The sequence below is a fragment of the Hymenobacter actinosclerus genome (assembly GCF_900111515.1).
In the GTDB taxonomy this organism is placed as follows: Bacteria; Bacteroidota; Bacteroidia; order Cytophagales; family Hymenobacteraceae; genus Hymenobacter; species Hymenobacter actinosclerus.
The window spans coordinates 508511-529657 of sequence record NZ_FOHS01000003.1 but is presented as its reverse complement, the minus strand read 5'-3'; the positions used below and the strand labels follow the sequence as shown (position 1 = coordinate 529657).

The following is a 21147-nucleotide window of genomic DNA, read 5'->3' as shown; positions in this document are numbered from 1 at the left end:
CGCCCGCCCTCCGCACCCCGTTTGCCGCCGCTTATGTTCGCCGACCACGCCCGCCAGCTGCGCTACTTTTTTTCGAGCCAGGAGTTTTCCGACGGCCTGCGCACCACGCTGGCCATCCTGGTGCCGGGGCTGGTGCTGGGGGCGCTGGGGCAGCTGGAAGCCGGGGTTACCATGTCGGTGGGGGCGCTGTGCGTGAGTTTTACCGACACGCCCGGCCCGCCGCTGCACAAGCGCAACGGCGGGCTGGCGGCCGTGGTGCTCACGGGCCTGATGGCGCTGCTCACGGGCCTGGCGCAACCATATCCGTGGCTGCTGGGGGCGCTGGTAGTAGCGGTGAGCTTCTGGTTTACCATGCTGCTGGTGTACGGCAACCGGGCCGGGGCCGTGGGCACGGCCGGCCTGCTGGTGATGATTCTGATGCTCGACAAGCCCCTGCCCCAGGGCCACGTGCTCAGCTACGCCGGCCTGATTGTGACGGGCGGACTCTGGTACCTGGCCCTGGCGCTGGCCCTGAACCGGCTGCGGCCCTACCGCGAGACCCAGCAGGCCCTGGGCGAGGCCGTGCTGGCCGTGGCGAGCTTTCTGCGCCTCAAGGCCGAATTTTACCGCCCCGGCACCGACCTGGAGGAGGCCTACCGCCGCCTGGTGGCCCAGCAGGTAAGCGTGAGCGAAAAGCAGGATGGGGTGCGCGAGCTGCTGTTTAAAACCCGGCAGCTGGTGAGCGAATCGTCGGCCATCGGCCGCCGGCTGGTGCTCACGTTCGTCAATCTGGTCGACCTCTACGAGCAGGTCACCATCACGAGCTACGACTACGCCGAGCTGCACCGCCGCTTCGGGGCCGACGGTTTGCTCGGTGCCTTTGCCAGTGAAATTGAGGCGCTGGCCGCCGAGCTCGAACGCATGGGCTTTGCCATCCAGGGCAACTACCGCTACCGCCCCGCCAACCCCGACCTGCTGGCCGGCCTCAACCAGCTCAAGGCCCGCCTCGACGCCCGCGAAGCCGACCCCGCCCAGCCCGGCTCGGTGCTGCCGCTGCGCAAAATTCTGGTGAACCTGCGCAACCTCGTGGGTCGCCTCCAGGGCATGCAGGGCTACTTTGCCGAGGCCGCCGCGCCCCTGCTCACGCTGCAGGCCAACGGCACCACCGGGCAGGAGCTCGACCGGTTTGTGGCCCACCAGCAGTTCACCTGGCGCCAGCTCACGGGCCAGCTCACCATGCGCTCGGGCATTTTCCGGCACGCGCTGCGCATGCTGGTGGCCTCGCTCATCGGGTTTCTCATCACCGAAATGCTGGCCGGCCACCACGGCTACTGGGTGCTCATGACGATTACCTACATGCTCAAGCCGGCCTTCAGCCTCACCAAGCAGCGCAACCAGCAGCGGGTGCTGGGCACGCTGCTCGGCGGCGTGCTCGGGGCCGTGATGCTCTGGCTGATTTCCGACCGGCTGCTGCTGCTGGCGCTGATGGTGGGCTTTATGGTGGTTTCCTTCAGCTTCGCCCGCCTCAACTATCTGATTACCGTCATTTTCATGACGCCCTTCGTGCTTATCCTGTTCAGCTTGCTGGGCCACGGCTACGTGCGGGTGGTGCAGGAGCGCATTTTTGATACGGTGCTGGGCTGTAGCATTGCCTTTGCCGTGGGCTACCTGCTGTTTCCGCGCTGGGAGTCGGAGCTGCTGCAGGGCTACCTGCGGCCGGTGCTGCAAGCCAACCTGGCCTACCTGCGCACGCTCCAGGAGGCGCTGCTGGGCTCGCCCGTGGCGCTGCTCGACTACAAGCTGGCCCGCAAGGAAGTGTACGTGAGCTCGGCCAACCTGGGCGCGGCCTTCCAGCGCATGCTCTCCGAGCCCCAGGCCAAGCAGCGCCACCCGGCCGAAGTGCACGAGTTCGTGGTGCTCAACCACATTCTGGCGGCCAACGTGGCGGCCATTACCTCGGCCATGCTGGCCGGCGAAATCCGCCCCGGCGTATCTGCCGCGGGCCTGAAAACGCTCCGCCAGGCCCAGCAGCAGCTCCGCCGCGGCCTGGTCCGCCTCGGCGAGCCCGACACGCCCGAAGAGCCTGCTAGCGCCGCCGCCCCGGCTCCCACTGCCGAAGCCGACGACGCCCAGCTCGGCGAGCAACTGGAGTTCATCCAGAAGCTCAGCGGCGACATCAACCGGCTCACAGAAACGGTGGCGGGGAATAAGTGAATGAGTGACTCGGTGAATGAGTGAACAGCGCTCCTTTCCTTGCTCACTCATCCACCGAGTCACTCATTCACTCATTCTCCTTACCGTTCCAGCCGGAAGCCTGGCTCGCGGGCGGGGGGCGCAACGCGGTTGGCTACGGCCCACCCGGTCAGGTACATCCAGCGGGTCATGCCCAGCAGCTTGGCGTAGTCGATGCGGGCGGGCTCATCCTGGGGCGTGTGGTAGTCGGCGTGCAGCAGCGAGGTGTACATGACGGCCGGGATGCCCAGGCGGGCGTAGGGCAGGTGGTCGGAGCGGAAATACCAGCCCTCGGGGTGGCTGGCCTTGTCCCACTCGGTATCGAGCTTGAAGCGGGGCCCGGCCTGGTTGGCGGTGAGGGCGGTTTTCACCAGATCCGACGAGTTCAGGTGGGGCGGGGTAGAGCCCAGCAGCGCAGCCGAGTCGGGGGCATTGCGGCCCATCATTTCGGCGTTGAGCACGGCTACAATGCTGCCCGCGGGCACGGTGGGCTTATTGGAAAAGTAGCGCGAGCCCAGCAGGCCCCGCTCCTCGGCCCCGTGGTACACGAACAACGCCGAGCGCCGGGCCGGCTGCTGCCGGAAGGCGCGCATAATGGCCAGCAGGGCCGCGCAGCCGGTGGCGTTGTCGTCGGCGCCGTTGTAAATCGAGTCGCCCGCCACCGGGGCGCGCACGCCGTCGTGGTCCTGGTGAGTGCTGAAAAGCACGTACTGGCTTTTGAGCTGGGCGTCGGTGCCGGGCTGCCTGGCCACGATATTCACCGAAGGATAGAGAAACGTTTCGGCCCGCAAATCGGCCGTAAACTCCTGGCCCGACTTGCTCAGGGCCTCGGCTTCCGTCTTTGGCAGCCACACCACCGGCACTTGCCCGGCCACGATTTTCAACGACTCATCGGCGGGCAGGCCGTAGCGGCCGCGCTCAAAAATGTGGCTCCAGTGCTCGTAAATCGCCTGGGCCTTGTCGTCGGACACGAACACCACGGCCACGGCTCCGGCTTTGGCCAGCTCGGCGGCCTGCTCGCGCAGCTTGCCAAACAGGTAGCGCCGGTAGCTGATGCCGTTGGTGGGCTCGCCCGAAAGCTGCACGGCCACCGCCTTGCCCTTTATTTTGGCCTTGGCCACCTCCGCCGGCGTGCCCGTGCCCACCCATACCAGCTTGGCCTTCACCTGGGCATCCACGGGCGCCACCACCACGGCCTCGTGCCCCGGCCGCAACGCCCGGCCCCCGATGCTGAGGGTGCTGGCGGGCGTGAGGCGGGTACGTCGCAGCTGAAACCACTGGAAGTACGTGCCGTCGTCGCCGGCCGGCTGCATACCAATGGCCCGCATCTGCTCGGCCAGCCAGCTGGAGGCCCGCAGCTCGTCGAGCGTGCCCGCCTCGCGCCCCCGGTACTTGTCGCCGGCCAGCGCGAACAGGTCGCGCCTCAGGTCGGCTTCCTTGATGGCCGCCTCGGCGTTTTTAGCCGGGCTGGCCGGGGCCGGGCGGCGTTTCTGAGCTGGTGCGGCAGTGGCAGCCAGCAGCAGGCCCGCAACTAGCAAAGTGGGTAAGCGTGGAGTCATAAACGCGGGTTCGTTGAGAAGTATGCACGTCAAATAAAAATCCCGCCGAGATGCGTTGAGAGCTTTGCAGAAGTTCGTGGAGGCCGTCCACTGTGCTATTCTACAAAACTCTCGGCGCATCTCAGCGGGAAGTACTGTAAGCTGGTTACTGCTTCGCCTGTCCTTCCGGCTTCAGCGTGCGGCCCAGCCACTCAAAAAACACCCGGTTCCAGAGCACCGCGTTCTGGGGCTTCTGAATCCAGTGGCCCTCGTTGGGGAAGTACAGAAAGCGGCTCGGGATGCCGCGCAGCTGGGCCGTGCCGAAGGCCTCCATGCCCTGGTCCTCGGGCACCCGGAAATCCTTGGCCCCGTGAATGACGAGGATGGGCGTATCCCAGTTCTGGGCGAACTGCTGGGGGTTGAATTCGGTGTAGCTCTTGTGGAGCGGGGTTTCCCAGGGCGCACCGCCAATGTCGTGCTTGGCGAAGAACATTTCCTCGGTGGTGGGGTACCAGCTGACGAGGTTGTAGAGGCCGGCGTGGGCAATGAACGTTTTAAAGCGGCCCTCGTGCTTGCCGGCCAGCTGGTACACCGAGTAGCCGCCGTAGCTGGCCCCCACGCAGCCGCGCCGGTCCTTGTCCACGTACGGCTCCTGGCTTACCGCGTCAATGGCCGAGAGGTAGTCGCGGATGGGCTGGCCGCCCCAGTCGCCCGAGATGCTGTTGTTCCACTCGGTGCCGAAGCCGGGCAGGCCGCGGCGGTTGGGCGCCACCACAATGTAGCCCTGGGCCGCCATCAGCTGGAAATTCCAGCGAAACGAGAAGCTTTGCGAAATGGGGCTCTGGGGGCCGCCCTGGCAATACAGCAGGGTGGGGTACTTCTTGGCCGGGTCGAAATCGGGCGGGAACGTCACGTATACCTGCATCTGCTTGCCGTCGGTGGTCGTCACCATCCGCGACTCCAGCCGGCCGGTTTTCACGCCCGCCAGCTCGGTCTGGTTGATGTTGGTGAGCACCGTTTCGCGGCCCGTTTTCAGGTCCACGCGCACGAGGTCGGCGGGCGTGGCCTGGGTGGTTTTGTTCACGATAACTGCATCCTTACCCGCCAGCTCGAAGCCGTTGTAGTTGAAGGCGCCCTTGGTCAGCTGCTTGAGCTTGCCGCCTTTCGCGGGCACCGAAAACAGCTGCTGGGTGCCGGCCAGGGCGCTGGCGAAGTAGATGGTTTTGCCGTCGGGGCTCCAGCGGATGTTGCTGGCGGCCTGCTCCGAGCCGGCCGTTACGTCCTGACGCTTTTGAGTTTTGAAATCATACACCACAATACCGTTGCGGTCCGACTCGAAGCCGGGCGTGGCCATGCTCAGCCAGGCCACCTGGGAGCCGTCGGGCGAGAAAACCGGCTCGGTGTCGTAGCCGCCCAGGCCCTCGCTCAGGTTCCGGGTCTGGCCCGTGCGGATGTCGTAGAGGTAGATGTCGGAGTTGGTGCTTTCGGCCTCGGCCTTGCCCGTAAGCTTGCGCGAGGTGTAGGCCAGGGAGTAGCCATCGGGCGAAAAGGCCAGTTGCTCGTTGCCGCCGAAGGGTTGCAACGGCGCGTCGAACTTCTCGCCGGCCATGATGTCCTTGCCGCCGTTGCCCACGGGCTTGCCGTCGGCGCCCACGGGCTGGAAGAACACGTGCGACACCTTGTAGTCGTCCCAGCTGCTCCAGTGGCGGTAGTTGAGGTCGTCGATGATTTTGGCGTCGGCCTTGGGCAGGTCGGGGTACCAGTCCTGCACCGATTTGCCGGTTTTCACGTCCTGGGTGTACAGAATGAAATTGCCCTTGGGCGCGTATTTCAGGTTGGCCACGCCCTCGTCGGCCGGGAAGCTGCTGAGCAGCTGCTTGCCCGAGCCGTCAGAATTCATCACGTAGAGCTGGTCAGAGCCGCTTTCGGCGCTCATAAATGTCAGCCGGCCGTCGGGGCGCCAGTTGAGCGTGTTTTCCGAAGTCGTGGGCGTGTTGGTAAGCTGCCGGGCCGCGCCGCCGGCGGTGGGCACCAGCCAGATATCCGACTGGCCCTTGTTGTCGGCCAGCGAGTAGCGCGTCACGGTGTAGGCCACCGTTTTCTGGTCCGGCGACACCTGCATTTCGCCCAGGCGGCCGAGTTTCATCAGCAGCTCGGGCGTGTACGTCGTCTGGGCCGCTGCCGCGAAGGGCAGCAGGAGCAGGGCAGTTATGAGCGGTTTGTGCATCATCAGGGTGGAAGGTGGAACTTCGGGCAAGATAACCAAGAAGCGGTTTGCGTTAGTTTATTGATACGCCGATGAAATGTAGAGACGCGACCCATCGCGTCTCGTCGTTGAACGGTGACGCCTGATAGGCAACGTCAGCAACGCCGAGACGCGATGGGTCGCGTCTCTACAATCGTCCTACCTTGCCGCCATGCCCGATTTCCGACTGCGCGTTTTTCAGGCCGTGGCCCGGCACCTGAGCTTTACCAAGGCTGCCCAGGAGCTGTATATCACCCAGCCCGCCGTTACCAAGCATGTGCGGGAGCTGGAAACGACCTACGGCCAGCGGCTGTTTGAGCGGCGCGGCAACCGCGTGAGCCTTACTGAGGCCGGCCGCCTGCTACTCGCCCACGCCGACGAAGTTGCCCAGTTGCATGCGCAACTCACCGACCAGCTTCAGGAACTGCACGGCGAAGCCACCGGCCGCCTGCGCCTGGGGGCCAGCACCACCCTGGCCCAGTACGAGCTGCCGGCGCTGCTGCCCGGCTTCCAGCGCCGCTACCCGGCCCTGGAGCTCACCCTGCTCAACGCCAACTCCGAGCAGATTGCCGAAGCCCTCCTCCAGGGCCAGCTCGACCTCGGCTTCGTGGAAGGCCGGGCCAAAAGCCGCGACCTGCACTACGAGCCCCTGCTGGCCGACGAGCTGGTGGCCGTCCGCCGGGCCACGGCCGCCGGTGCGCCCCGCCAGCCCCTGCCGCTGGCCGAGGTGCTGGCCCACCCGCTGGTGCTGCGCGAGCGGGGCTCGGGCACCCTCGAAGTGCTGGAATTCGCCCTGCGCGAGCAGAAAATTAAGCTAACCAACTTGCGGGTCGCCTTTTATTTCGACAATACCGAAGCCATCAAAACCTACCTCGAAGCCGCCCCCGACGCCTTGGGCTTCGTCTCGCGCCGGGCCCTGACGCGGGAGCTGGCCGCGGGGCTGCTGGAGGAAGTGCCGGTGGCGGGTTTGCGCCTGCCCCGGCAGTTCGAGGCCCTCTGGGTGCAGGGCCAGCCCCTGACCCGCCCCGCCGACCGGTTCCTGCGCTTTGTGCGGCAGCAGTATAACCTGAAGGAATAACCCATAACTATTTTAGATTATCGAACGAGGTTGGGTAGCCGTACTTTTGAGTACTGCTTTTTGCCCCCTTGTTCATGCCCGCCACCGCCTCCGTCGTTCCCGCCGCTCCAACCCTTGGGCCTCAAAAGCCCCCCGCCGCGGCCGGCTGGCTGCCGAAAGTGGCGTTTGGGCTGCTACTGGCGTTTTGCCTTACGCCCTGGGCCTCGCCGCCGGTGGCGCTGGCGTTGGGTTTGGTGCTGGCCCAAACGCTGGGCAACCCCTTCCCGGCCTTCACCAAAAAGTACACCGCCAGGCTGTTGCAGTTCTCGGTTATCGGGCTGGGCTTCGGCCTGAACGCCCACGCGGCGGTGCAGGCCGGCCGCGAGGGAATCCTGTTCACTGTCGCCTCCATTTTCGGCACGCTGGTGCTGGGCTACTTTGCGGGCCGCTGGCTGAAGCTGGGCCGGGTGGTCACGCACCTGATTTCCTGCGGTACTGCCATCTGCGGCGGCTCGGCCATTGCCGCGGTGGGGCCGGTGGTGGGAGCCAGGGATGAGGAAATGTCGGTGGCGCTGGGCACGGTGTTCGTGCTGAATGCGGTGGCCTTATTCGCCTTCCCGCCCATCGGCCACGCGCTGGCCCTCACGCAACAGCAGTTCGGCTTGTGGTGCGCCATTGCCATTCACGATACCTCGTCGGTGGTGGGGGCGGCGGCGGCGTATGGCTCCGAGGCGCTGGGCGTGGCTACTACCGTGAAGCTGGCGCGGGCGCTCTGGATTATTCCGGTGGCGCTGGGTACGGCCTACTTTTTCAAGCAGCAGGACGTGAAGGTGAAGCTGCCCTGGTTTATTCTGGGCTTCATCGGGGCCATGCTGCTCAACACCTACGTGCCCGCCACCCACGCCGTGGGGCCCTGGCTGGTGAAGCTGGCCCACCTGGGCTTGGTCGTGACGCTGTTTTTCATCGGGGCGGGCCTGTCGTTCAAAACCATCAGGTCGGTTGGCCCGCGCCCGTTCGCGCTCGGCGTACTGCTGTGGCTGGTGATTTCGGCGGCCTCGCTGTACGTGATTGTCGCTCTGTGACTCGGTGACTGAGTGACTCGGTGAATGCGTGAACCCGGCTGTCATCCTGAGCGAAGCGAAGGACTTTTTATCACCTGACTTACAGATGGTACAAGGTCCTCCGCTGTGCTCAGAATGACAGCCGGGTTCACGCATTCACCGACTCACTCAGTCACTCTTTTTGCGGCCCGAGCCGCTTTTCTTGCCGCCGCCGTCCTGCTTGTTGACGGTGGCCCAGGCGCGCTTTTCGGCTTCTTCTTCCGATACGCCCTGCTTCTCGTAGCTTTCTTCGATGTGTTCGGCCTGCCGCTTCTGCTTGTCGGTGTACGCCGATTTATCTCCCTGGGGCATGGTAATGAAGGTTTTAGGGTGAAACATTCAAACGCTGTTTTTACGAAGCACGGCAGCCTGGTGTTTAGTTGAGCTTGGTCCGGGGCCGGCCCGGACTGCGTATCTTCGCGCCGTTCCGCTTCGTTGCCCTGTCCTGCTATGCGCCAGCTCGCCATCATCCCCAACCCGCACGCCAAAATCACGCTCTTCAGCTGGAATGGCAAGTACCTCATCAAGCTCGAAAAGGGCTCGTTTGAGCAAACCTACAAGGTGAGCGAGCTGGACCTGACGGGCGAGGAGGACATCCACCGGCTGCTCGACGCCGAATTCGTGCAGGCCGCCGTGGCCCGCTTTGCCGCTATGCAAACCGACTTGCAGGCCGCCTTCGACCGCCACGATATTTAGCCCATGGACAGCATGTGGAAACGGGTAGAATGTGCTGCTGCGGAAAATGTAAAAACGCACTAACGCCGTTCATCCTGCTCGTCAATCCATTTTTCACATTCTGCCCATTTCCACATTTCGCATATTTCCATTGATGAAACTTCTGCTACTGCCGGCCCTGCTGCTGGCCACGCTTACGGCCCAGGCCCAGCTGTATGAGGCCCGCACGAGCAGCGTCAACTTCGATAAGCGCAGCCGCGACGCTGTGAAAGTGGAGGTGGAGGCCTCGGCCGACTGGACCCGCGACTTCTGGCAGCGCTGGCTCAAGGATACCTACAACATCAAGCTCAAGGGCGAGGGCGTGTTCGGCGTGGGCAAGCGCGACAACCTTACGGCCAAGCAGGTGCCCATGTCGAGCATCAGCGGCCAGCTCGTCGACCTGTTCTCGACCGTAACCGCCCCGGCCGATACGGTGGCCGAGCTGTCAGTGTGGGCCGCCACGGGCCCCGACACCTTCCTGGCCGCTTCGAGCAGTGAGTTTGCCGCGTTACGCACCATCGTGCAGAGCTTCGGCACGGCCGCCCGGCAGCGCGCCTACCGCGAGCAGGTGGAAATGGCCGAAAAGGCCCTCGCCGCCACCACCAAAGACAAGGACAAGCTGGAAAAAAGCCGCGCTAACCTGGCCAGCAACACCAAGTCCAACCTCGAAAAAATCGAGCAGCTCAAGCAGCAAAACATCGACAATAAGCGTAAATCGGCCGACGATTCGGTGAAGTTGCTCGACAACGCCCGGCTGCTGGAGCTGCACCAGGCCCAGCTGGAGCGCCACCGCGCCCGCCTGCTCAACCTCGACCGTAAGTAACGTTCTCCCCGCCGCGCCTTCCTATGGACCAAGATCCTTCGCCCCTCGACACCCTGCGCCAGCTCAAAGAATGGCTCGACGCCGGGGCCATCACGCCCGACGAATTCAAGGCCCTGAAGCAGAAGCTGCTGTTCCCCGAACCCGCCGCGCCCACTTCGCCGCCCGCCGAACCCGCCGCCGCACCCGCGCCGGCCGCCCCCGAGCCGCCCGTAGTGGTGCCCGAAATCATTGCGGCCGAAGTGCCCGCTGAGATTCCGCCAACTGCTGCCGTGCCTCCCGTGCCGCCGGTACCGCCCACGCCACCGGTGCCACCGCTACTGCCGCCCATTACGGCCCCGGTGAGCGTGGTGCCCGAGGCGCTGCCGCCTACGCCGGAACCCAGGCCGGAGCCTGTCCTGGAGCCGACTACGGTGGCCCCGGTGGAAATGGCCCCCATGCTGCCGCCCATCACCCACACCACGGCTACCGACTTCAGCAACGAGGAAGAGTACGTGGAGCCGGACGCCTACACGGCTCCGCGCAAAAGCCCCCTGATGACCATTGTGGTGGTGGCCGCCGTGCTGGCGTTGCTGGGGCTGGTGGCGTATCTGCTGATGGACGGCCGCGGCTCGGAGCGCCTGACCAGCACCTCCCGCACCGACGCCGATTCGGTGGCCGTGCAGCCCGAAATCGGGCCCCAGACCGAGCAGATTGACCTGCCGCCCGTCGCCGCGCCCGAAACCATCCGGGTGGCGGCGCCCGTGGCCCCGCCCGTCGTGGCCCCGATGCCCGCCGATACAGTGGCCACTGAAGTGGCCGTAGCGGCTACCGCGGCGCCGGTCGAAGCCCCGGCCGGGCTGTCGGAAAGTGCTGCCAAGGCCCGGGTAGAAGCCATTATGCAGCGCTACTACGCCGATTTGCAGGCCGCGCCGTTTACGGCATCGGCTTACTTTGCGCCCCAGGTCGAGCGGTTTTACACCATGCAAAGCACGACGCCGGCCGCCATCAACGCCGAGCTGGCCAAAACCCATTTCCCCGAGTTCCTGGAGGGCCAGAGCAGCATCCAGGCCGGCACCTTGCAGGTCGGCGCCCCGGTGGCCGACGGCTCGCGGGTGGTCACGTTTGTGGAGGACAGCGAAGCTTTCCGCCAGTCGCGGCAGGAGCGCCAGCGGACCAGTGCCCAGATGCGGGTGCGCTTCGATAAGGACTTTAAAATCGTGTACCTGCGGCAGGAAAAGCTGCTGAAAAATGAGTTTGGAGACTAAACTTTCTCCGTCCGGGACGGCAGGCCTGGCAAAACGATGTCATGCCAGGCCTGCCAATCCTTCCTAAATCTATTATGCGTATCCGTCCCGTTCTGTTATCCGCCGCTGCCCTGCTCAGCCTCGGCTCCTGCCTGAAAGTCATCAAGCCGAGCAAGGATTTCGACCAGTACGAAAACCCCGCCGCGCCCGACTACGCCCAGCCGGCCAGCTGGGCCGCCCTGCCCACCCGCCGCGACTCGGCCGATGCGGTGCCGCGCAACACGCCCTTCAAGGACCAGCAGGCCACGGCCGCGGCCGACGTGTTTTACGTGCACCCCACCACCTATTACTGGCGCAAGCAGTGGAACGCCAGCCTCAGCAACGACCGGGTCAACCAGTTCACCGACGACGACGTGATTCGGGGCCAGGCCTCGGCCTTCAACGCGGCGGCCCGGGTGTACGCGCCCCGCTACCGCCAGGCCACGCTGTACAGTTTCTTCGTGGATGACCAGAGCACCAACGGCCAGAAGGCGCTGGATCTGGCATACTCCGACGTAAAAGCGTCCTTCCAGTATTACCTCGCCCACTACAACCAGGGCCGGCCCATCATCATTGCCGGCCATAGCCAGGGCACCGTGCACGCCACCCGCCTGCTGCGCGAGTTCTTCGATACCGACCCCGCCCTGCGCCAGCGGCTGGTGGCGGCCTACCTCATCGGCTTCAAAGTGAAGCCCGACGAGTACCAGACCCTGCGCCCCTGCGCCGACTCGACCCAGACCGGCTGCTACGTGGCCTGGAACACCGTGGCCTGGGGCAATGCCTACCCGCCCTTCGAAAACGGCGTGGCCGTCAACCCGCTCACCTGGACGCTCGACACGCTGGCTGCCCCCGCCACCCTCAACCGCGGCGGCGTCCCTCAGAATTTCGACCGGCTCGATGTGGGCGTAGTCGATGCCAAGGTGCACCAGGGGCTGCTGTGGGTGCACCCGCCTAAGCCCTCGGGCTACCCGCGCTTCCTGCTGCCCGGCCAGCCCCAGCTCTGGCACTCCTTCCACATTGCCGACTACGGCCTGTTCTACGCCAACATCCGCCAGAACGCCGTGGCGCGGGTGCGGGCCTGGCAGGCACGGGCGAAGTAGCGGAGAGTTACTGTGGTTTTCGCAATTCTTCGATGGTTCTCTGCGTCATAAGTGGCCATCGGTCAGCCGGAAATTCCTGCCGAAATTCAGCGTACTCCATCCAAAACCAGTCTTCCTGGAAGCCTTTAAAATCAAGAGCGGAATAAAGGACAAGGTTGTGAAGCCAATTGGCAACTGTCTGCGCAAAACGGACCTTTCTCCGATGGTTGAATACGTGCCACAAACCGGATAAGCGACTTCCTGGGTGACACTGCATTCTTACATCAATCATTGCCCAATACAGTAGCTCCCGATATAGTTTTTTGCGCTCGTAAGTCATATCAGCCGAAAATAAAGTGTGCGTACAAAGAAAAGCCCCGCCGGCAAGTTGCCAGCGGGGCTCTTCTATTAAATCAGAACAAAAAGCTTGCAGCTTGTGGCTGACAGCTTGCCGCTCAATTAGCCTACAATAGCTACGCGCTTGAAGTCGGAAACCGTCAGGCCTTTGTTGGTCTTGTCGAGCAACTGGGCGATGGTCATCGAGTTGTCCTTCACGAACTCCTGGTTGAGCAGGGTGTTCTCCTTGTAGAACTTGTTGAGCTTGCCCTGGGCAATCTTCTCCAGCATGGCTTCGGGCTTGCCGTCGGCGCGGGCCTGCTCTTTGCCAATCTCGATTTCACGCTCGATGGTAGCGGCATCCACCCCGTCCTTATCGAGGGCGAGGGGCTTCATGGCTACAATCTGCATGGCAACGTCGCGGCCCACGGTCGAAACGTCGGCACCGCCCACGTTCTTCATGGCTACGAGCACACCCTTCTTGTTGTCGGAGTGGATGTAGGAAGCTACTTTCTCGGCCGTGATGTTCTCGTAAGCCGTTACCACCAGCTTCTCGCCGATTTTGCCCATCAGGTCGGTGATGTGGTCCTGCAACGGACGGTCGTCTTCCTGCTTGGCAGCCAGCAGCTCTTCCTTGGTGGCGGCGTCGGTTTTAACGGCCGTATCCAGAATGCGCTGGGCCAACTCCTTGAAATCGGGAACCTTCGAAACCGGCTCGGTTTCGCAGGCCAGCGACACCAGCTTGCCGTTGGTGCCATCTTCGCTCACGGCGGCCAGCACCACGCCTTCCGACGTTTCGTTTTCCGAGCGCTTGTCGGCAATCTTCTGGCCCTGCTTACGCAGCAGGTCGCGGGCGGCTTCGAAGTCGCCGTCGGCCTCTACAAGGGCTTTTTTGCAATCCATCATGCCGGCACCGGTCATGGTGCGGAGCTTATTTACATCAGCGGCGGTAATAGCGGCCATTTGGTAGGAGTTAGGAGTTAGTAGCTAGCAGCCAGAATCACAAAGGACAAAGCCGGAAGCTAAAAACGGATGGGTAGAATTGAATGAGAGGAGGGAAAAGAGGGCCAGAAAGCCGTCTGGCTGGATGCAAAAAAGTCAGGAGCTAAGAGCTAGAATTGGCCAGTCGGTTTCCCTCTGATTCTATCTCCTAGCTCCTAACTTCTAGCTTCTGCCAACCTTATTCGTCGGCGTCCTGCTTTTCCTTGATGCCTTCTTCTTCGGCTTGCTTCTTATCAGCGTCTTCCTTGTCGACCTTACGCTCCGACAGACCTTCCTCAATAGCCTTACCCATGATGCCCACGATGAGCTGGATAGACTTCGAGGCGTCGTCGTTGGCGGGAATCGGGAACTGCACCGACTCGGGGTTCGAGTTCGTATCGCAGATGGCGAATACCGGGATACCCAGCTTCTGGGCCTCCTTCACGGCAATGTGCTCGCGCTTCACGTCGACTACGAACAGGGCCGAGGGCAGGCGGCTCAGGTCGGCAATGCCACCGAGTACCCGGTCGAGCTTCTCCCGCTCGCGCGACAGCATCAGCCGCTCGCGCTTAGCCAGGGCGGCGTACGCCGTGTTTTCCTTCACCATCTTGTCGATGGTGCTCATCTTCTTCAGCGACTTGCGAACAGTAGCGAAGTTGGTGAGCAGGCCGCCCAACCAACGGTCGGTAACGTAGGGCATGTGCAGGCGCTTGGCCTCTTCGGTCACAATTTCCTGGGCCTGCTTCTTGGTCGCTACGAACATGATCTTGCGGCCGCTCTTCGCGATGTTGCGAATGGCGCTGGTCGCGTGCTCGAGCGAGGCAAGCGTTTTGTTGAGGTCGATGATGTGGATGCCGTTCTTCTCCATGAAGATGTACGGAGCCATTTTGGGGTCCCACTTGCGGGTGAGGTGACCAAAATGCGAACCGGCGTCCAGCAATTCTTTATAGGTGGTAGTCTGGGCCATGATAGGGTTCCTCTGGAAGATTAGCGTTTCGAGAACTGGAACGAACGGCGGGCCTTACGCTTGCCGAATTTCTTGCGTTCCACCATGCGCGGGTCGCGGGTCAGGAAGCCTTCCTTCTTCAGGGCGGGGCGAACCTCCGCGTTGTCGCCCACGAGGGCTTTCGAGATGGCCAGACGGATGGCTTCGGCCTGGGCCGAGATGCCACCACCGCGCACGTTCACCTTGATGTCGTACTGGCCGACTTGCTCGACCGTCGCCAAAGGCTGGTTCACGATGTTTTCCAGGAGTTCGTTGCCAAAATAGGCTTTCATTTCCCGGCCGTTGATAGTGATATTCCCTTGCCCGGCCTGCATGTAAATGCGGGCCACCGAGGTTTTTCTTCTACCAGAGGTATTGAGGATTTCCATTAGGTGGAGAATTAGAAAAAAAGGAGCCGTTTCGGCTTACAGATGCGAGAAAGAAAGAGCTTTGGGCTGCTGAGCCTCGTGGGGGTGCTCGGTGCCGGCGTACACAAACAGGTTGCGGAACTGCTCGGCGCCCAGCTTGTTGCCCTGCAACATGCCGCGCACAGCGTGCTCAATCACCCGGGTCGAGTCCTTGGCCTTCTTGTCGCGCAGGTTGATGCGCTTCTGGCCGCCGGGGTAGCCCGAGTGGGTGATGTAGATTTTGTCGGTCAGCTTCTTGCCCGTCACCCGCAGGTTGTCGGCATTGATGACGATGACATTGTCGCCACAATCCGAGTTGGGCGTGAAGGAGGGCTTGTGCTTGCCACGCAGCATGTTGGCAACCTGGCTGCACAACCGACCCAAAGTGGCGTCGGCGGCGTCAACCACAACCCAGCCCTTGTTGGCGTTGGCTTTGTTGACGGCAACCGTCTTGAAGCTCAGATGATCCATTGGGGAGGAGGATAAACGTTTGAAAATGAAGAAGAAGCCGCTGCCCGTGGGGGCAAAACGGACACAAAGTTACCGCCTTTCGGCAAATATTCAAGCCGGGCGCTTAATAATTGTCTGGCAAGCAGTGAAATAGTGAGGCGGTGAAATGGTGAGTCTGACGTGCTAAGGACCAGATTGCGCCACTTGCGCCGCTAGGTCTTTTGAACAGCAAACTCACCATTTCACCACCTCACTATTTCACTGATACTGCCGCAGGTTTTCCACCAACACCCGGAAATCCTTGGGGTAGGGGGCCTCAATGGTCACCGGCTCGCCATCGAGCTTGGCAAAGGTGAGCTGGGCAGCGTGCAGGGCAAAACGCTTGATGAAGGGCTGCTCCTGCTCACCCTGCTTGACGTTGAATTTCTTCTTGAGCGTCGACAGGTAGAAATCCTCGCCGCCGTACATGGTGTCGCCCACGATGGGGGCTTGCAGGTAAGCCAGGTGCAGCCGGATCTGGTGCATGCGGCCCGTGATGGGCTGGCATTCGAGCAGCGTGTGGCGGGCGTAGGGCTCCAGGGTGCGCACCAGCGTAACGGCCGGCTTGCCCTTGTAGGCCAGCCGCGCCTTGCCCTTGGTGGTGGTTTCGATGCTCCGGTCGACGCGCAGGCCGTCGTAGTGGTGCACGCCCCAGGCCACGGCGTGGTAGATCTTGCTTACCTGCCGGTCTTCGAACTGCATGGCCAGATGGCGGTAGGCAGCTGGGTTTTTAGCCAGCGCCAGCGCCCCGCTCGTTTCCTTGTCGAGGCGGTGGCAGGCCTGCACGTCGTCGTGCTGCTCGCGGGCCAGGCGCAGAATATTGGGGGCCCCGCCGAACCGCTCGTCGAGCGTGGCCAAAAAGGGCGGCTTGTTGATGACGATGAAATCGTCGTCTTCAAACAGAATCAGGTCTTGGAAATTAGGCAGCTTCATATACAGCCGCAAAGGTAAGAGGTGGAGAAGTGGGAGGGGAGAAGTGAGTACAGAGAGGTGGGAAGTGAGATATGAGAAGTGAGAAGTGAGAAACGGTACAGGAGACGGGCAGCAGAATGACCGTTCTGTTTATCCCCGGTTTCCGTACCCTTTCTCACTACTCACTACTCACTACTCACTACTCACTTCTCACCTCGGTCGGCTCAGTTTGAACTCCAGCGTAGTGCCCTCGCCCGGTTCGCTGTGCACCCGAATGGTAGACTTGTGCGCCTCCACCAAATGCTTGCTGATGGCCAGCCCCAGCCCCGAGCCGCCCGCCGCCCGCGAGTCGCGGCTGCGGCTTTTGTCGATGCGGTAGAAGCGCTCGAAAATGCGCTGCTGGTGCTGCTTGGCAATGCCTTCGCCATCGTCGCGCACCTGTACCCGCACCTTTTTGGCGCTGGCTTCGAGGCACACTACCACGTGGCCCGGCTGGCGGCCGTACTTGATGGCGTTGTCGATCAGGTTGATGAGCACCTGCCGGATGCGGCTGCGGTCGGCCAGTACGGACACGGGGTCGGTTTCGGGCAGCATTGCCGGTAGCAACTGAAGCTCCAGCCGCACCTGGTGGCGGGCGGCCTGGAGCTCCAGCTGCTCAAAAATGTCGCGCACCAGCTGGGCCAGGTCGAAGGGCTGGCGGCGCATGCGCAGCACGCCTTTTTCGAGCTGGGAGATGGTGAGCAGGTCCTGTACCAGCTGGTCGAGGGCATCGAGGCTGGCGGCGGCTTTGCGCAGAAACTTGCGCCGCGTGGCCGCGTCCATGCTGCCGTCGGGGCTTTCTTCCTCCTCGTCGAGCACGGTGTGCACGAAACCCTGAGCGGCGAAAATGGGCGTTTTCAACTCGTGCGATACGTCGGCCAGAAACTCGCGCCGCAGCTCCTGCAGGCGTTTGAGCTCGTCGATTTCCTGCTGCTTGCGCTGGGCCAGATCCAGGATTTCCTCGCGCATGCGCTTGAGTGGTTCGGGCCGGAACAGCAGCTTGTTGGAAAGGCGCCGGAAATCCTTGCGCTTGATGTGCTCCAGCTCCTGGTAAATGTTGTTGACCTCGCGGAAGATAAGCGCCTCAAACAGCAGATACAGCAGCAGAAAGCACGCCGCCACTGTAATGCCCGCCGCCAGCACCGCCTGCTGCCGCGACATGGTAGGCACCACCAGCACCAGGGCCGTCAGCACCGCCGCCACCAGCCCCGACAGCAGCAGGGCAATGCTGCGGGAAGATAAATCCAGGCGCATTTATGAATTATGAATTATGAATTATGAATTATGAATTATGAATTATGAATTATGAATTATGAATTATGAATTATGAATTATGAATTATGAATTATGAATTAGTTTAAATTGAAGGCTAACGATATGACAAGCAGTGGGATGTGGCTGCTGATATGGCCATATGGGGAATTTACAGCAATTTTCAGGTTGCGGTACAGGGTGTAGAGACGCAATAGTTGGCGTCTCGTCGTTGAACAGCTCAGTAGCACAATGTCAGCGACGATGAGACGCAAACTGTTGCGTCTCTACATCCTGTTCAGGAACTCGAAATTTGCGCTAAAATTTATAATTCAAAACCCATACTTAATCCGAATTGAACTTGTAGCCCACGCCCTTGATGGTCTGGATGTGGTGGTCGCCCACCTTTTCGCGCACTTTGCGCACGTGTACATCCACGGTGCGGGCCAGCACGAACACGTCGTTGCCCCAGATATTCTGCAGCAGCTCTTCGCGGCCGAATACCTTGTGGGGCGAGGCGGCCAGGAAAGCCAGCAGCTCAAACTCTTTTTTGGGCAGCGTGATTTTGCGGCCGTCCTGGTACACGGCGAAGCCCGTGCGGTCGATGGTGAGGCCGTTGATTTCTATCGTGTCGGACACGTGCTGGGGCTCCTTGTCGCGGCGCACGTAGGCGGCCAGGCGGCTGAGCAGGGCCCGGGGCTTGATGGGCTTGGCAATGAAGTCATCGGCGCCGGCGTCGAAGGCAGCTACTTCCGAAAACTCCTCGGCCCGGGCCGTCAGAAAAATGATGTAGGTGTCCTTGAACCGGGGTAGCTCGCGCAGCTGGCGGCAGGCAGCAATGCCATCCAGTTTCGGCATCATCACGTCGAGCAGCACAATGTCGGGCCCGAACTGCTGCGCCACGTCGAGGGCCTGGCGGCCGTCGGCGGCGCTGGCCACCGCATAGCCTTCCTTGCGCAGGTTGTATTCGAGCAGCTCCACAATGTCGGGGTCGTCATCGACAACCAGAATCTTGTAGGCGTTGGGGTTGGCGGTTGGGGCGGGTTGCACGGGCAGGGGCGGTTTAGGGTAGAACAGCAGGCGGGCCGATAAAAGTACGGCTGGCCGGCGTGACCGGCGTGTTATCGTTTCGTTACCCGCACTGCGGCGCCAGCCCACCAGCGCCGGCCGGGGCAGCTTGGCCGGCACCGGATTCGGAATGGGCCACACGAAATCGGCCAGCCCGGCCGGCCGGCCCGAAGCAGCGGCAGGAGCGGTCATCATCAGCACCGGGCGGCAGCGGGCAGCAGCAGTTAGCAGCATCGGCAAGTGGGGAAGGAGCGAAGTATAGCGGGCTGAGCAGCCCGGAGGAACAAAAAAAAGGCGGCCCCAATTAGGAGCCGCCTTGTCATGTGCGTTAGTTCTGAGCCACCATATTGAGCCGGTTTCGCAGGCCCTTATACTTGTAGAGGTCGACCTTCACGGCGCCGACCAGCATATCGGCCTGAATAAGCACCGGCACTTTGTTCTGGTCGTCGGAGAGGTAAACGGATACCGCGTTTTCACCCTTGAAAAGCTTGTTCTTGGGCATTTTGGGCACCAGCCGGATAGCGCGAATGGTGCCGGCCTTGGTACTTACCGTTTCGCGGCCTTTGTAAATCACGTCCATGGGCAGGTTTTCTTCATCAAAGAAACCCTGCACCCGAATCACCTCGCCGGGCCGGCGCAAATCGTAGTTGAGGGTGCGCAGGTAGTAGAAGCCGCTGACGATGTCCTGCACGTTGGCCGGCACCTTGAAGGTGCCGCGCTTCACGTCGTTCTTGTCCTTCTTATAGCTCTCGGTGATTGCCACGCCGCGCTGGTGGTCGAAATCGACGGTTTCGCGCTTGCGGTAGTTGTTTTCCTCGATGTTGCGGTAGAACCGCTGGGGCTGGATGCTGGCCGTGTCGATGTAGGAGCGCCAGGTGTCGCGGATGCGCAGGAAGTAGTCGAACGAGCCCGTGGTGCGGCCCGTGACGGTGGCCCGGTAGGTGGGCCGGTCGTTGATGCGGTGCACGTTGTTGTCGAGCTCGATAACGGCCTCCGCTGCGTTGATGAGGCCGTAGTGAACTTTGTAGTGCAGGGTTTCACCCCGCTCGAAGCTCATGTTGCCCTGCAAGCGGGAGGCGGTATCCGCGGGGCCGAAAGCAGCCAGGCCGACAAACAGGACGCACAGGAAAACGGGAAGCAGAAGCCAGCGGCGGATAAACATAAGCAAGTAAGAAACAGTGAATCGGCTGATTCATCTCAAATGCGGTGCCAGTAAAGGTACTCGGTTTTAGCCGGAGCAAAACCCGGACTTGTTAAACAGCCGCGCGCCGCTTCCGGATTTGCCGACGGCCTAAGTTCTGGCACCAGGCATAAAAAAAGCTCCCCCGGTAGCCGGGGAAGCTTTCTTACAAAAGGCAGACGCGCTTACGCTTCGTCTTCGGCCTCTACGGGCTCCAGGGTCTCTTCGGCGTCCACGGTGCGGTCCTCATCGAGAGCGGCCAGGGCCTCCTCGGGGTTGCCCTTCACCTTGGCCCGAATCTGGGCTTCGATTTTGTCGGCCAGCTCGGGGTTGTCCTGCAGAATGGTTTTTACTCCCTCGCGGCCCTGGCCGAGGCGGTTGCCGTCGTAGCTGAACCACGAGCCCGACTTGGCAATAATGCCCATGTCAACGCCCAGATCGAGAATTTCACCCACTTTGGAAATGCCCTCGCCGTAGATGATGTCGAACTCAATCACCTTGAAGGGTGGGGCCACCTTGTTCTTGGCCACCTTCACCTTGGTGCGGTTACCGGTGATGTTGTCCTTGTCCTCCTTGATCTGGCCAATCCGACGGATGTCGAGGCGTACCGAGGCGTAGAACTTGAGCGCGTTACCACCGGTAGTGGTTTCGGGCGAGCCGAACATCACGCCGATTTTCTCGCGCAGCTGGTTGATGAAAATGCAGCAGCAGCCGGTTTTGTTGATGGTGCCGGTGAGCTTGCGCAGGGCCTGGCTCATGAGGCGGGCGTGCAAACCCACTTTCGAGTCGCCCATGTCGCCTTCCAGCTCGCCTTTTGGCACGAGGGCGGCCACCGAGTCAATTACGATAATGTCGATGGCGCCGCTGGAAATCAGCTGGTCGGCAATTTCGAGGGCCTGCTCGCCGTTGTCGGGCTGGGCGATGAGCAAATCGGCCGTATTGATACCGAGCTTGCGGGCGTACACCGGGTCGAAGGCGTGTTCGGCGTCGATGAAGGCCGCAATGCCACCCTTCTTCTGGGCTTCGGCAATGCAGTGCATGGTGAGCGTGGTTTTACCCGACGACTCGGGGCCGTAGATTTCCACTACGCGGCCCTTGGGCAAACCGCCCACGCCGAGGGCAATATCGAGGCCGAGCGAACCGGTGCTGATAACTTCCACGTCCTGCACCTTGCTGTCGTCGAGCTTCATTACGGTGCCCTTGCCGTAGTTCTTGTCGAGCTTTTCGAGGGTCAGGGCCAGCGCCTTCAGCTTCTGTTGCTGCGGGGTCAGGTCTTTGCTATCGGCTTTGTCAGCTTTTTCGGCTTTATCAGCCTTTTCGGCTTTGTTGGAGTTTAAGGCCATCGGAAAAGGGGTAAGGAGATTTGCTTAGGTTTGGTGAATGTAAGGCTTTTTGCCAGCCTCTGCAAGCCTGCACAGGCTGCCGGAGGGGCTGGCATCTGGTAACGCCGGCCAACTATATTTTGTGCCC

General features: G+C 62.0%; 19 protein-coding genes. 7 read left to right on the top strand and 12 right to left on the bottom strand.

Going from position 1 to position 21147, the window contains the following annotated elements; all coding sequences use genetic code 11:
• Window positions 1-33 precede the first annotated feature (33 nt).
• Window positions 34-2193: an FUSC family membrane protein gene (locus BMY67_RS13840; RefSeq protein ID WP_092772553.1), complete on the top strand. Its 2160-nt coding sequence runs from the start codon at window positions 34-36 to the stop codon at window positions 2191-2193.
• An 80-nt stretch (window positions 2194-2273) separates the two neighbouring features.
• On the opposite strand, the gene BMY67_RS13835 is transcribed toward BMY67_RS13840, so the two are convergent.
• On the bottom strand, window positions 2274-3770 hold the full coding sequence (locus BMY67_RS13835) for a M28 family peptidase (RefSeq protein WP_092772551.1): 1497 nt from the start codon (window positions 3768-3770) through the stop codon (window positions 2274-2276).
• A 145-nt stretch (window positions 3771-3915) separates the two neighbouring features.
• Window positions 3916-5976, bottom strand: a complete 2061-nt coding sequence (locus BMY67_RS13830) for a S9 family peptidase (RefSeq protein WP_245745051.1) — start codon at window positions 5974-5976, stop codon at window positions 3916-3918.
• A gap of 190 nt (window positions 5977-6166) precedes the next feature.
• On the opposite strand from BMY67_RS13830, the gene BMY67_RS13825 reads away from it, so the two are divergent.
• Both BMY67_RS13825 and BMY67_RS13820 read left to right on the top strand, forming a co-directional pair.
• Window positions 6167-7072, top strand: coding sequence for a LysR substrate-binding domain-containing protein (locus BMY67_RS13825; RefSeq protein ID WP_092772547.1), 906 nt, complete (start codon window positions 6167-6169; stop codon window positions 7070-7072).
• A 74-nt stretch (window positions 7073-7146) separates the two neighbouring features.
• A complete protein-coding gene (locus BMY67_RS13820) occupies window positions 7147-8133 on the top strand; it encodes a YeiH family protein (protein ID WP_245745050.1) in 987 nt (328 codons plus the stop codon).
• 147 nt (window positions 8134-8280) lie between these two features.
• On the opposite strand, the gene BMY67_RS13815 is transcribed toward BMY67_RS13820, so the two are convergent.
• Entirely contained in the window at window positions 8281-8463 is a 183-nt protein-coding gene (locus BMY67_RS13815; protein ID WP_092772929.1) for a hypothetical protein, read from the bottom strand.
• A gap of 138 nt (window positions 8464-8601) precedes the next feature.
• On the opposite strand from BMY67_RS13815, the gene BMY67_RS13810 reads away from it, so the two are divergent.
• The 4 genes from BMY67_RS13810 to BMY67_RS13795 all read left to right on the top strand — a co-directional run bounded on the left by BMY67_RS13810 (window position 8602) and on the right by BMY67_RS13795 (window position 12050).
• Entirely contained in the window at window positions 8602-8847 is a 246-nt protein-coding gene (locus BMY67_RS13810) for a hypothetical protein (RefSeq protein WP_092772545.1), read from the top strand.
• 133 nt (window positions 8848-8980) lie between these two features.
• Entirely contained in the window at window positions 8981-9688 is a 708-nt protein-coding gene (locus tag BMY67_RS13805) for a hypothetical protein (RefSeq protein WP_092772543.1), read from the top strand.
• A 23-nt stretch (window positions 9689-9711) separates the two neighbouring features.
• Complete coding sequence (locus tag BMY67_RS13800) at window positions 9712-10932, top strand: SHOCT domain-containing protein (protein WP_092772541.1); 1221 nt, start codon at window positions 9712-9714, stop codon at window positions 10930-10932.
• Window positions 10933-11006: 74 nt separating this feature from the next.
• Window positions 11007-12050: a DUF3089 domain-containing protein gene (locus BMY67_RS13795; protein WP_092772539.1), complete on the top strand. Its 1044-nt coding sequence runs from the start codon at window positions 11007-11009 to the stop codon at window positions 12048-12050.
• A 438-nt stretch (window positions 12051-12488) separates the two neighbouring features.
• Here the strand turns inward: BMY67_RS13795 and tsf are convergent, their stop codons facing one another.
• From tsf to recA, 9 genes are all read right to left on the bottom strand, one after another.
• Complete coding sequence (tsf, locus tag BMY67_RS13785) at window positions 12489-13328, bottom strand: translation elongation factor Ts (RefSeq protein WP_092772535.1); 840 nt, start codon at window positions 13326-13328, stop codon at window positions 12489-12491.
• Window positions 13329-13545: 217 nt separating this feature from the next.
• Window positions 13546-14313 carry a 30S ribosomal protein S2 gene (gene rpsB, locus BMY67_RS13780; RefSeq protein WP_092772533.1) on the bottom strand — a complete coding sequence of 256 codons (768 nt, stop codon included), beginning with the start codon at window positions 14311-14313 and terminating at the stop codon, window positions 13546-13548.
• A gap of 20 nt (window positions 14314-14333) precedes the next feature.
• Window positions 14334-14720, bottom strand: coding sequence for a 30S ribosomal protein S9 (gene rpsI / locus BMY67_RS13775; protein WP_092741435.1), 387 nt, complete (start codon window positions 14718-14720; stop codon window positions 14334-14336).
• Window positions 14721-14756: 36 nt separating this feature from the next.
• Window positions 14757-15209 (bottom strand): 50S ribosomal protein L13, encoded by a 453-nt coding sequence (gene rplM / locus BMY67_RS13770; RefSeq protein WP_092772531.1) that lies wholly within the window; start codon window positions 15207-15209, stop codon window positions 14757-14759.
• A gap of 237 nt (window positions 15210-15446) precedes the next feature.
• Window positions 15447-16160: an RluA family pseudouridine synthase gene (locus BMY67_RS13765; RefSeq protein ID WP_092772529.1), complete on the bottom strand. Its 714-nt coding sequence runs from the start codon at window positions 16158-16160 to the stop codon at window positions 15447-15449.
• 189 nt (window positions 16161-16349) lie between these two features.
• Window positions 16350-17432, bottom strand: a complete 1083-nt coding sequence (locus BMY67_RS13760; protein ID WP_092772527.1) for a sensor histidine kinase — start codon at window positions 17430-17432, stop codon at window positions 16350-16352.
• Between the two features lie 342 nt (window positions 17433-17774).
• Window positions 17775-18479, bottom strand: a complete 705-nt coding sequence (locus tag BMY67_RS13755) for a response regulator transcription factor (protein WP_245745062.1) — start codon at window positions 18477-18479, stop codon at window positions 17775-17777.
• 346 nt (window positions 18480-18825) lie between these two features.
• Window positions 18826-19659 (bottom strand): DUF3108 domain-containing protein, encoded by an 834-nt coding sequence (locus BMY67_RS13750; RefSeq protein ID WP_092772525.1) that lies wholly within the window; start codon window positions 19657-19659, stop codon window positions 18826-18828.
• Window positions 19660-19862: 203 nt separating this feature from the next.
• Complete coding sequence (gene recA, locus BMY67_RS13745; RefSeq protein WP_394333372.1) at window positions 19863-21020, bottom strand: recombinase RecA; 1158 nt, start codon at window positions 21018-21020, stop codon at window positions 19863-19865.
• Between the last annotated feature and the right edge of the window lie 127 nt (window positions 21021-21147).

Coding starts and splice junctions, on each gene's coding strand:
- BMY67_RS13840 (WP_092772553.1), top strand. CDS start 34: ATGTTCGCCGACCACGCCCGCCAGCTGCGCTACTTTTTTTCGAGCCAG.
- BMY67_RS13835 (WP_092772551.1), bottom strand. CDS start 3,770: ATGACTCCACGCTTACCCACTTTGCTAGTTGCGGGCCTGCTGCTGGCT.
- BMY67_RS13830 (WP_245745051.1), bottom strand. CDS start 5,976: ATGCACAAACCGCTCATAACTGCCCTGCTCCTGCTGCCCTTCGCGGCA.
- BMY67_RS13825 (WP_092772547.1), top strand. CDS start 6,167: ATGCCCGATTTCCGACTGCGCGTTTTTCAGGCCGTGGCCCGGCACCTG.
- BMY67_RS13820 (WP_245745050.1), top strand. CDS start 7,147: ATGCCCGCCACCGCCTCCGTCGTTCCCGCCGCTCCAACCCTTGGGCCT.
- BMY67_RS13815 (WP_092772929.1), bottom strand. CDS start 8,463: ATGCCCCAGGGAGATAAATCGGCGTACACCGACAAGCAGAAGCGGCAG.
- BMY67_RS13810 (WP_092772545.1), top strand. CDS start 8,602: ATGCGCCAGCTCGCCATCATCCCCAACCCGCACGCCAAAATCACGCTC.
- BMY67_RS13805 (WP_092772543.1), top strand. CDS start 8,981: ATGAAACTTCTGCTACTGCCGGCCCTGCTGCTGGCCACGCTTACGGCC.
- BMY67_RS13800 (WP_092772541.1), top strand. CDS start 9,712: ATGGACCAAGATCCTTCGCCCCTCGACACCCTGCGCCAGCTCAAAGAA.
- BMY67_RS13795 (WP_092772539.1), top strand. CDS start 11,007: ATGCGTATCCGTCCCGTTCTGTTATCCGCCGCTGCCCTGCTCAGCCTC.
- tsf (WP_092772535.1), bottom strand. CDS start 13,328: ATGGCCGCTATTACCGCCGCTGATGTAAATAAGCTCCGCACCATGACC.
- rpsB (WP_092772533.1), bottom strand. CDS start 14,313: ATGGCCCAGACTACCACCTATAAAGAATTGCTGGACGCCGGTTCGCAT.
- rpsI (WP_092741435.1), bottom strand. CDS start 14,720: ATGGAAATCCTCAATACCTCTGGTAGAAGAAAAACCTCGGTGGCCCGC.
- rplM (WP_092772531.1), bottom strand. CDS start 15,209: ATGGATCATCTGAGCTTCAAGACGGTTGCCGTCAACAAAGCCAACGCC.
- BMY67_RS13765 (WP_092772529.1), bottom strand. CDS start 16,160: ATGAAGCTGCCTAATTTCCAAGACCTGATTCTGTTTGAAGACGACGAT.
- BMY67_RS13760 (WP_092772527.1), bottom strand. CDS start 17,432: ATGCGCCTGGATTTATCTTCCCGCAGCATTGCCCTGCTGCTGTCGGGG.
- BMY67_RS13750 (WP_092772525.1), bottom strand. CDS start 19,659: ATGTTTATCCGCCGCTGGCTTCTGCTTCCCGTTTTCCTGTGCGTCCTG.
- recA (WP_394333372.1), bottom strand. CDS start 21,020: ATGGCCTTAAACTCCAACAAAGCCGAAAAGGCTGATAAAGCCGAAAAA.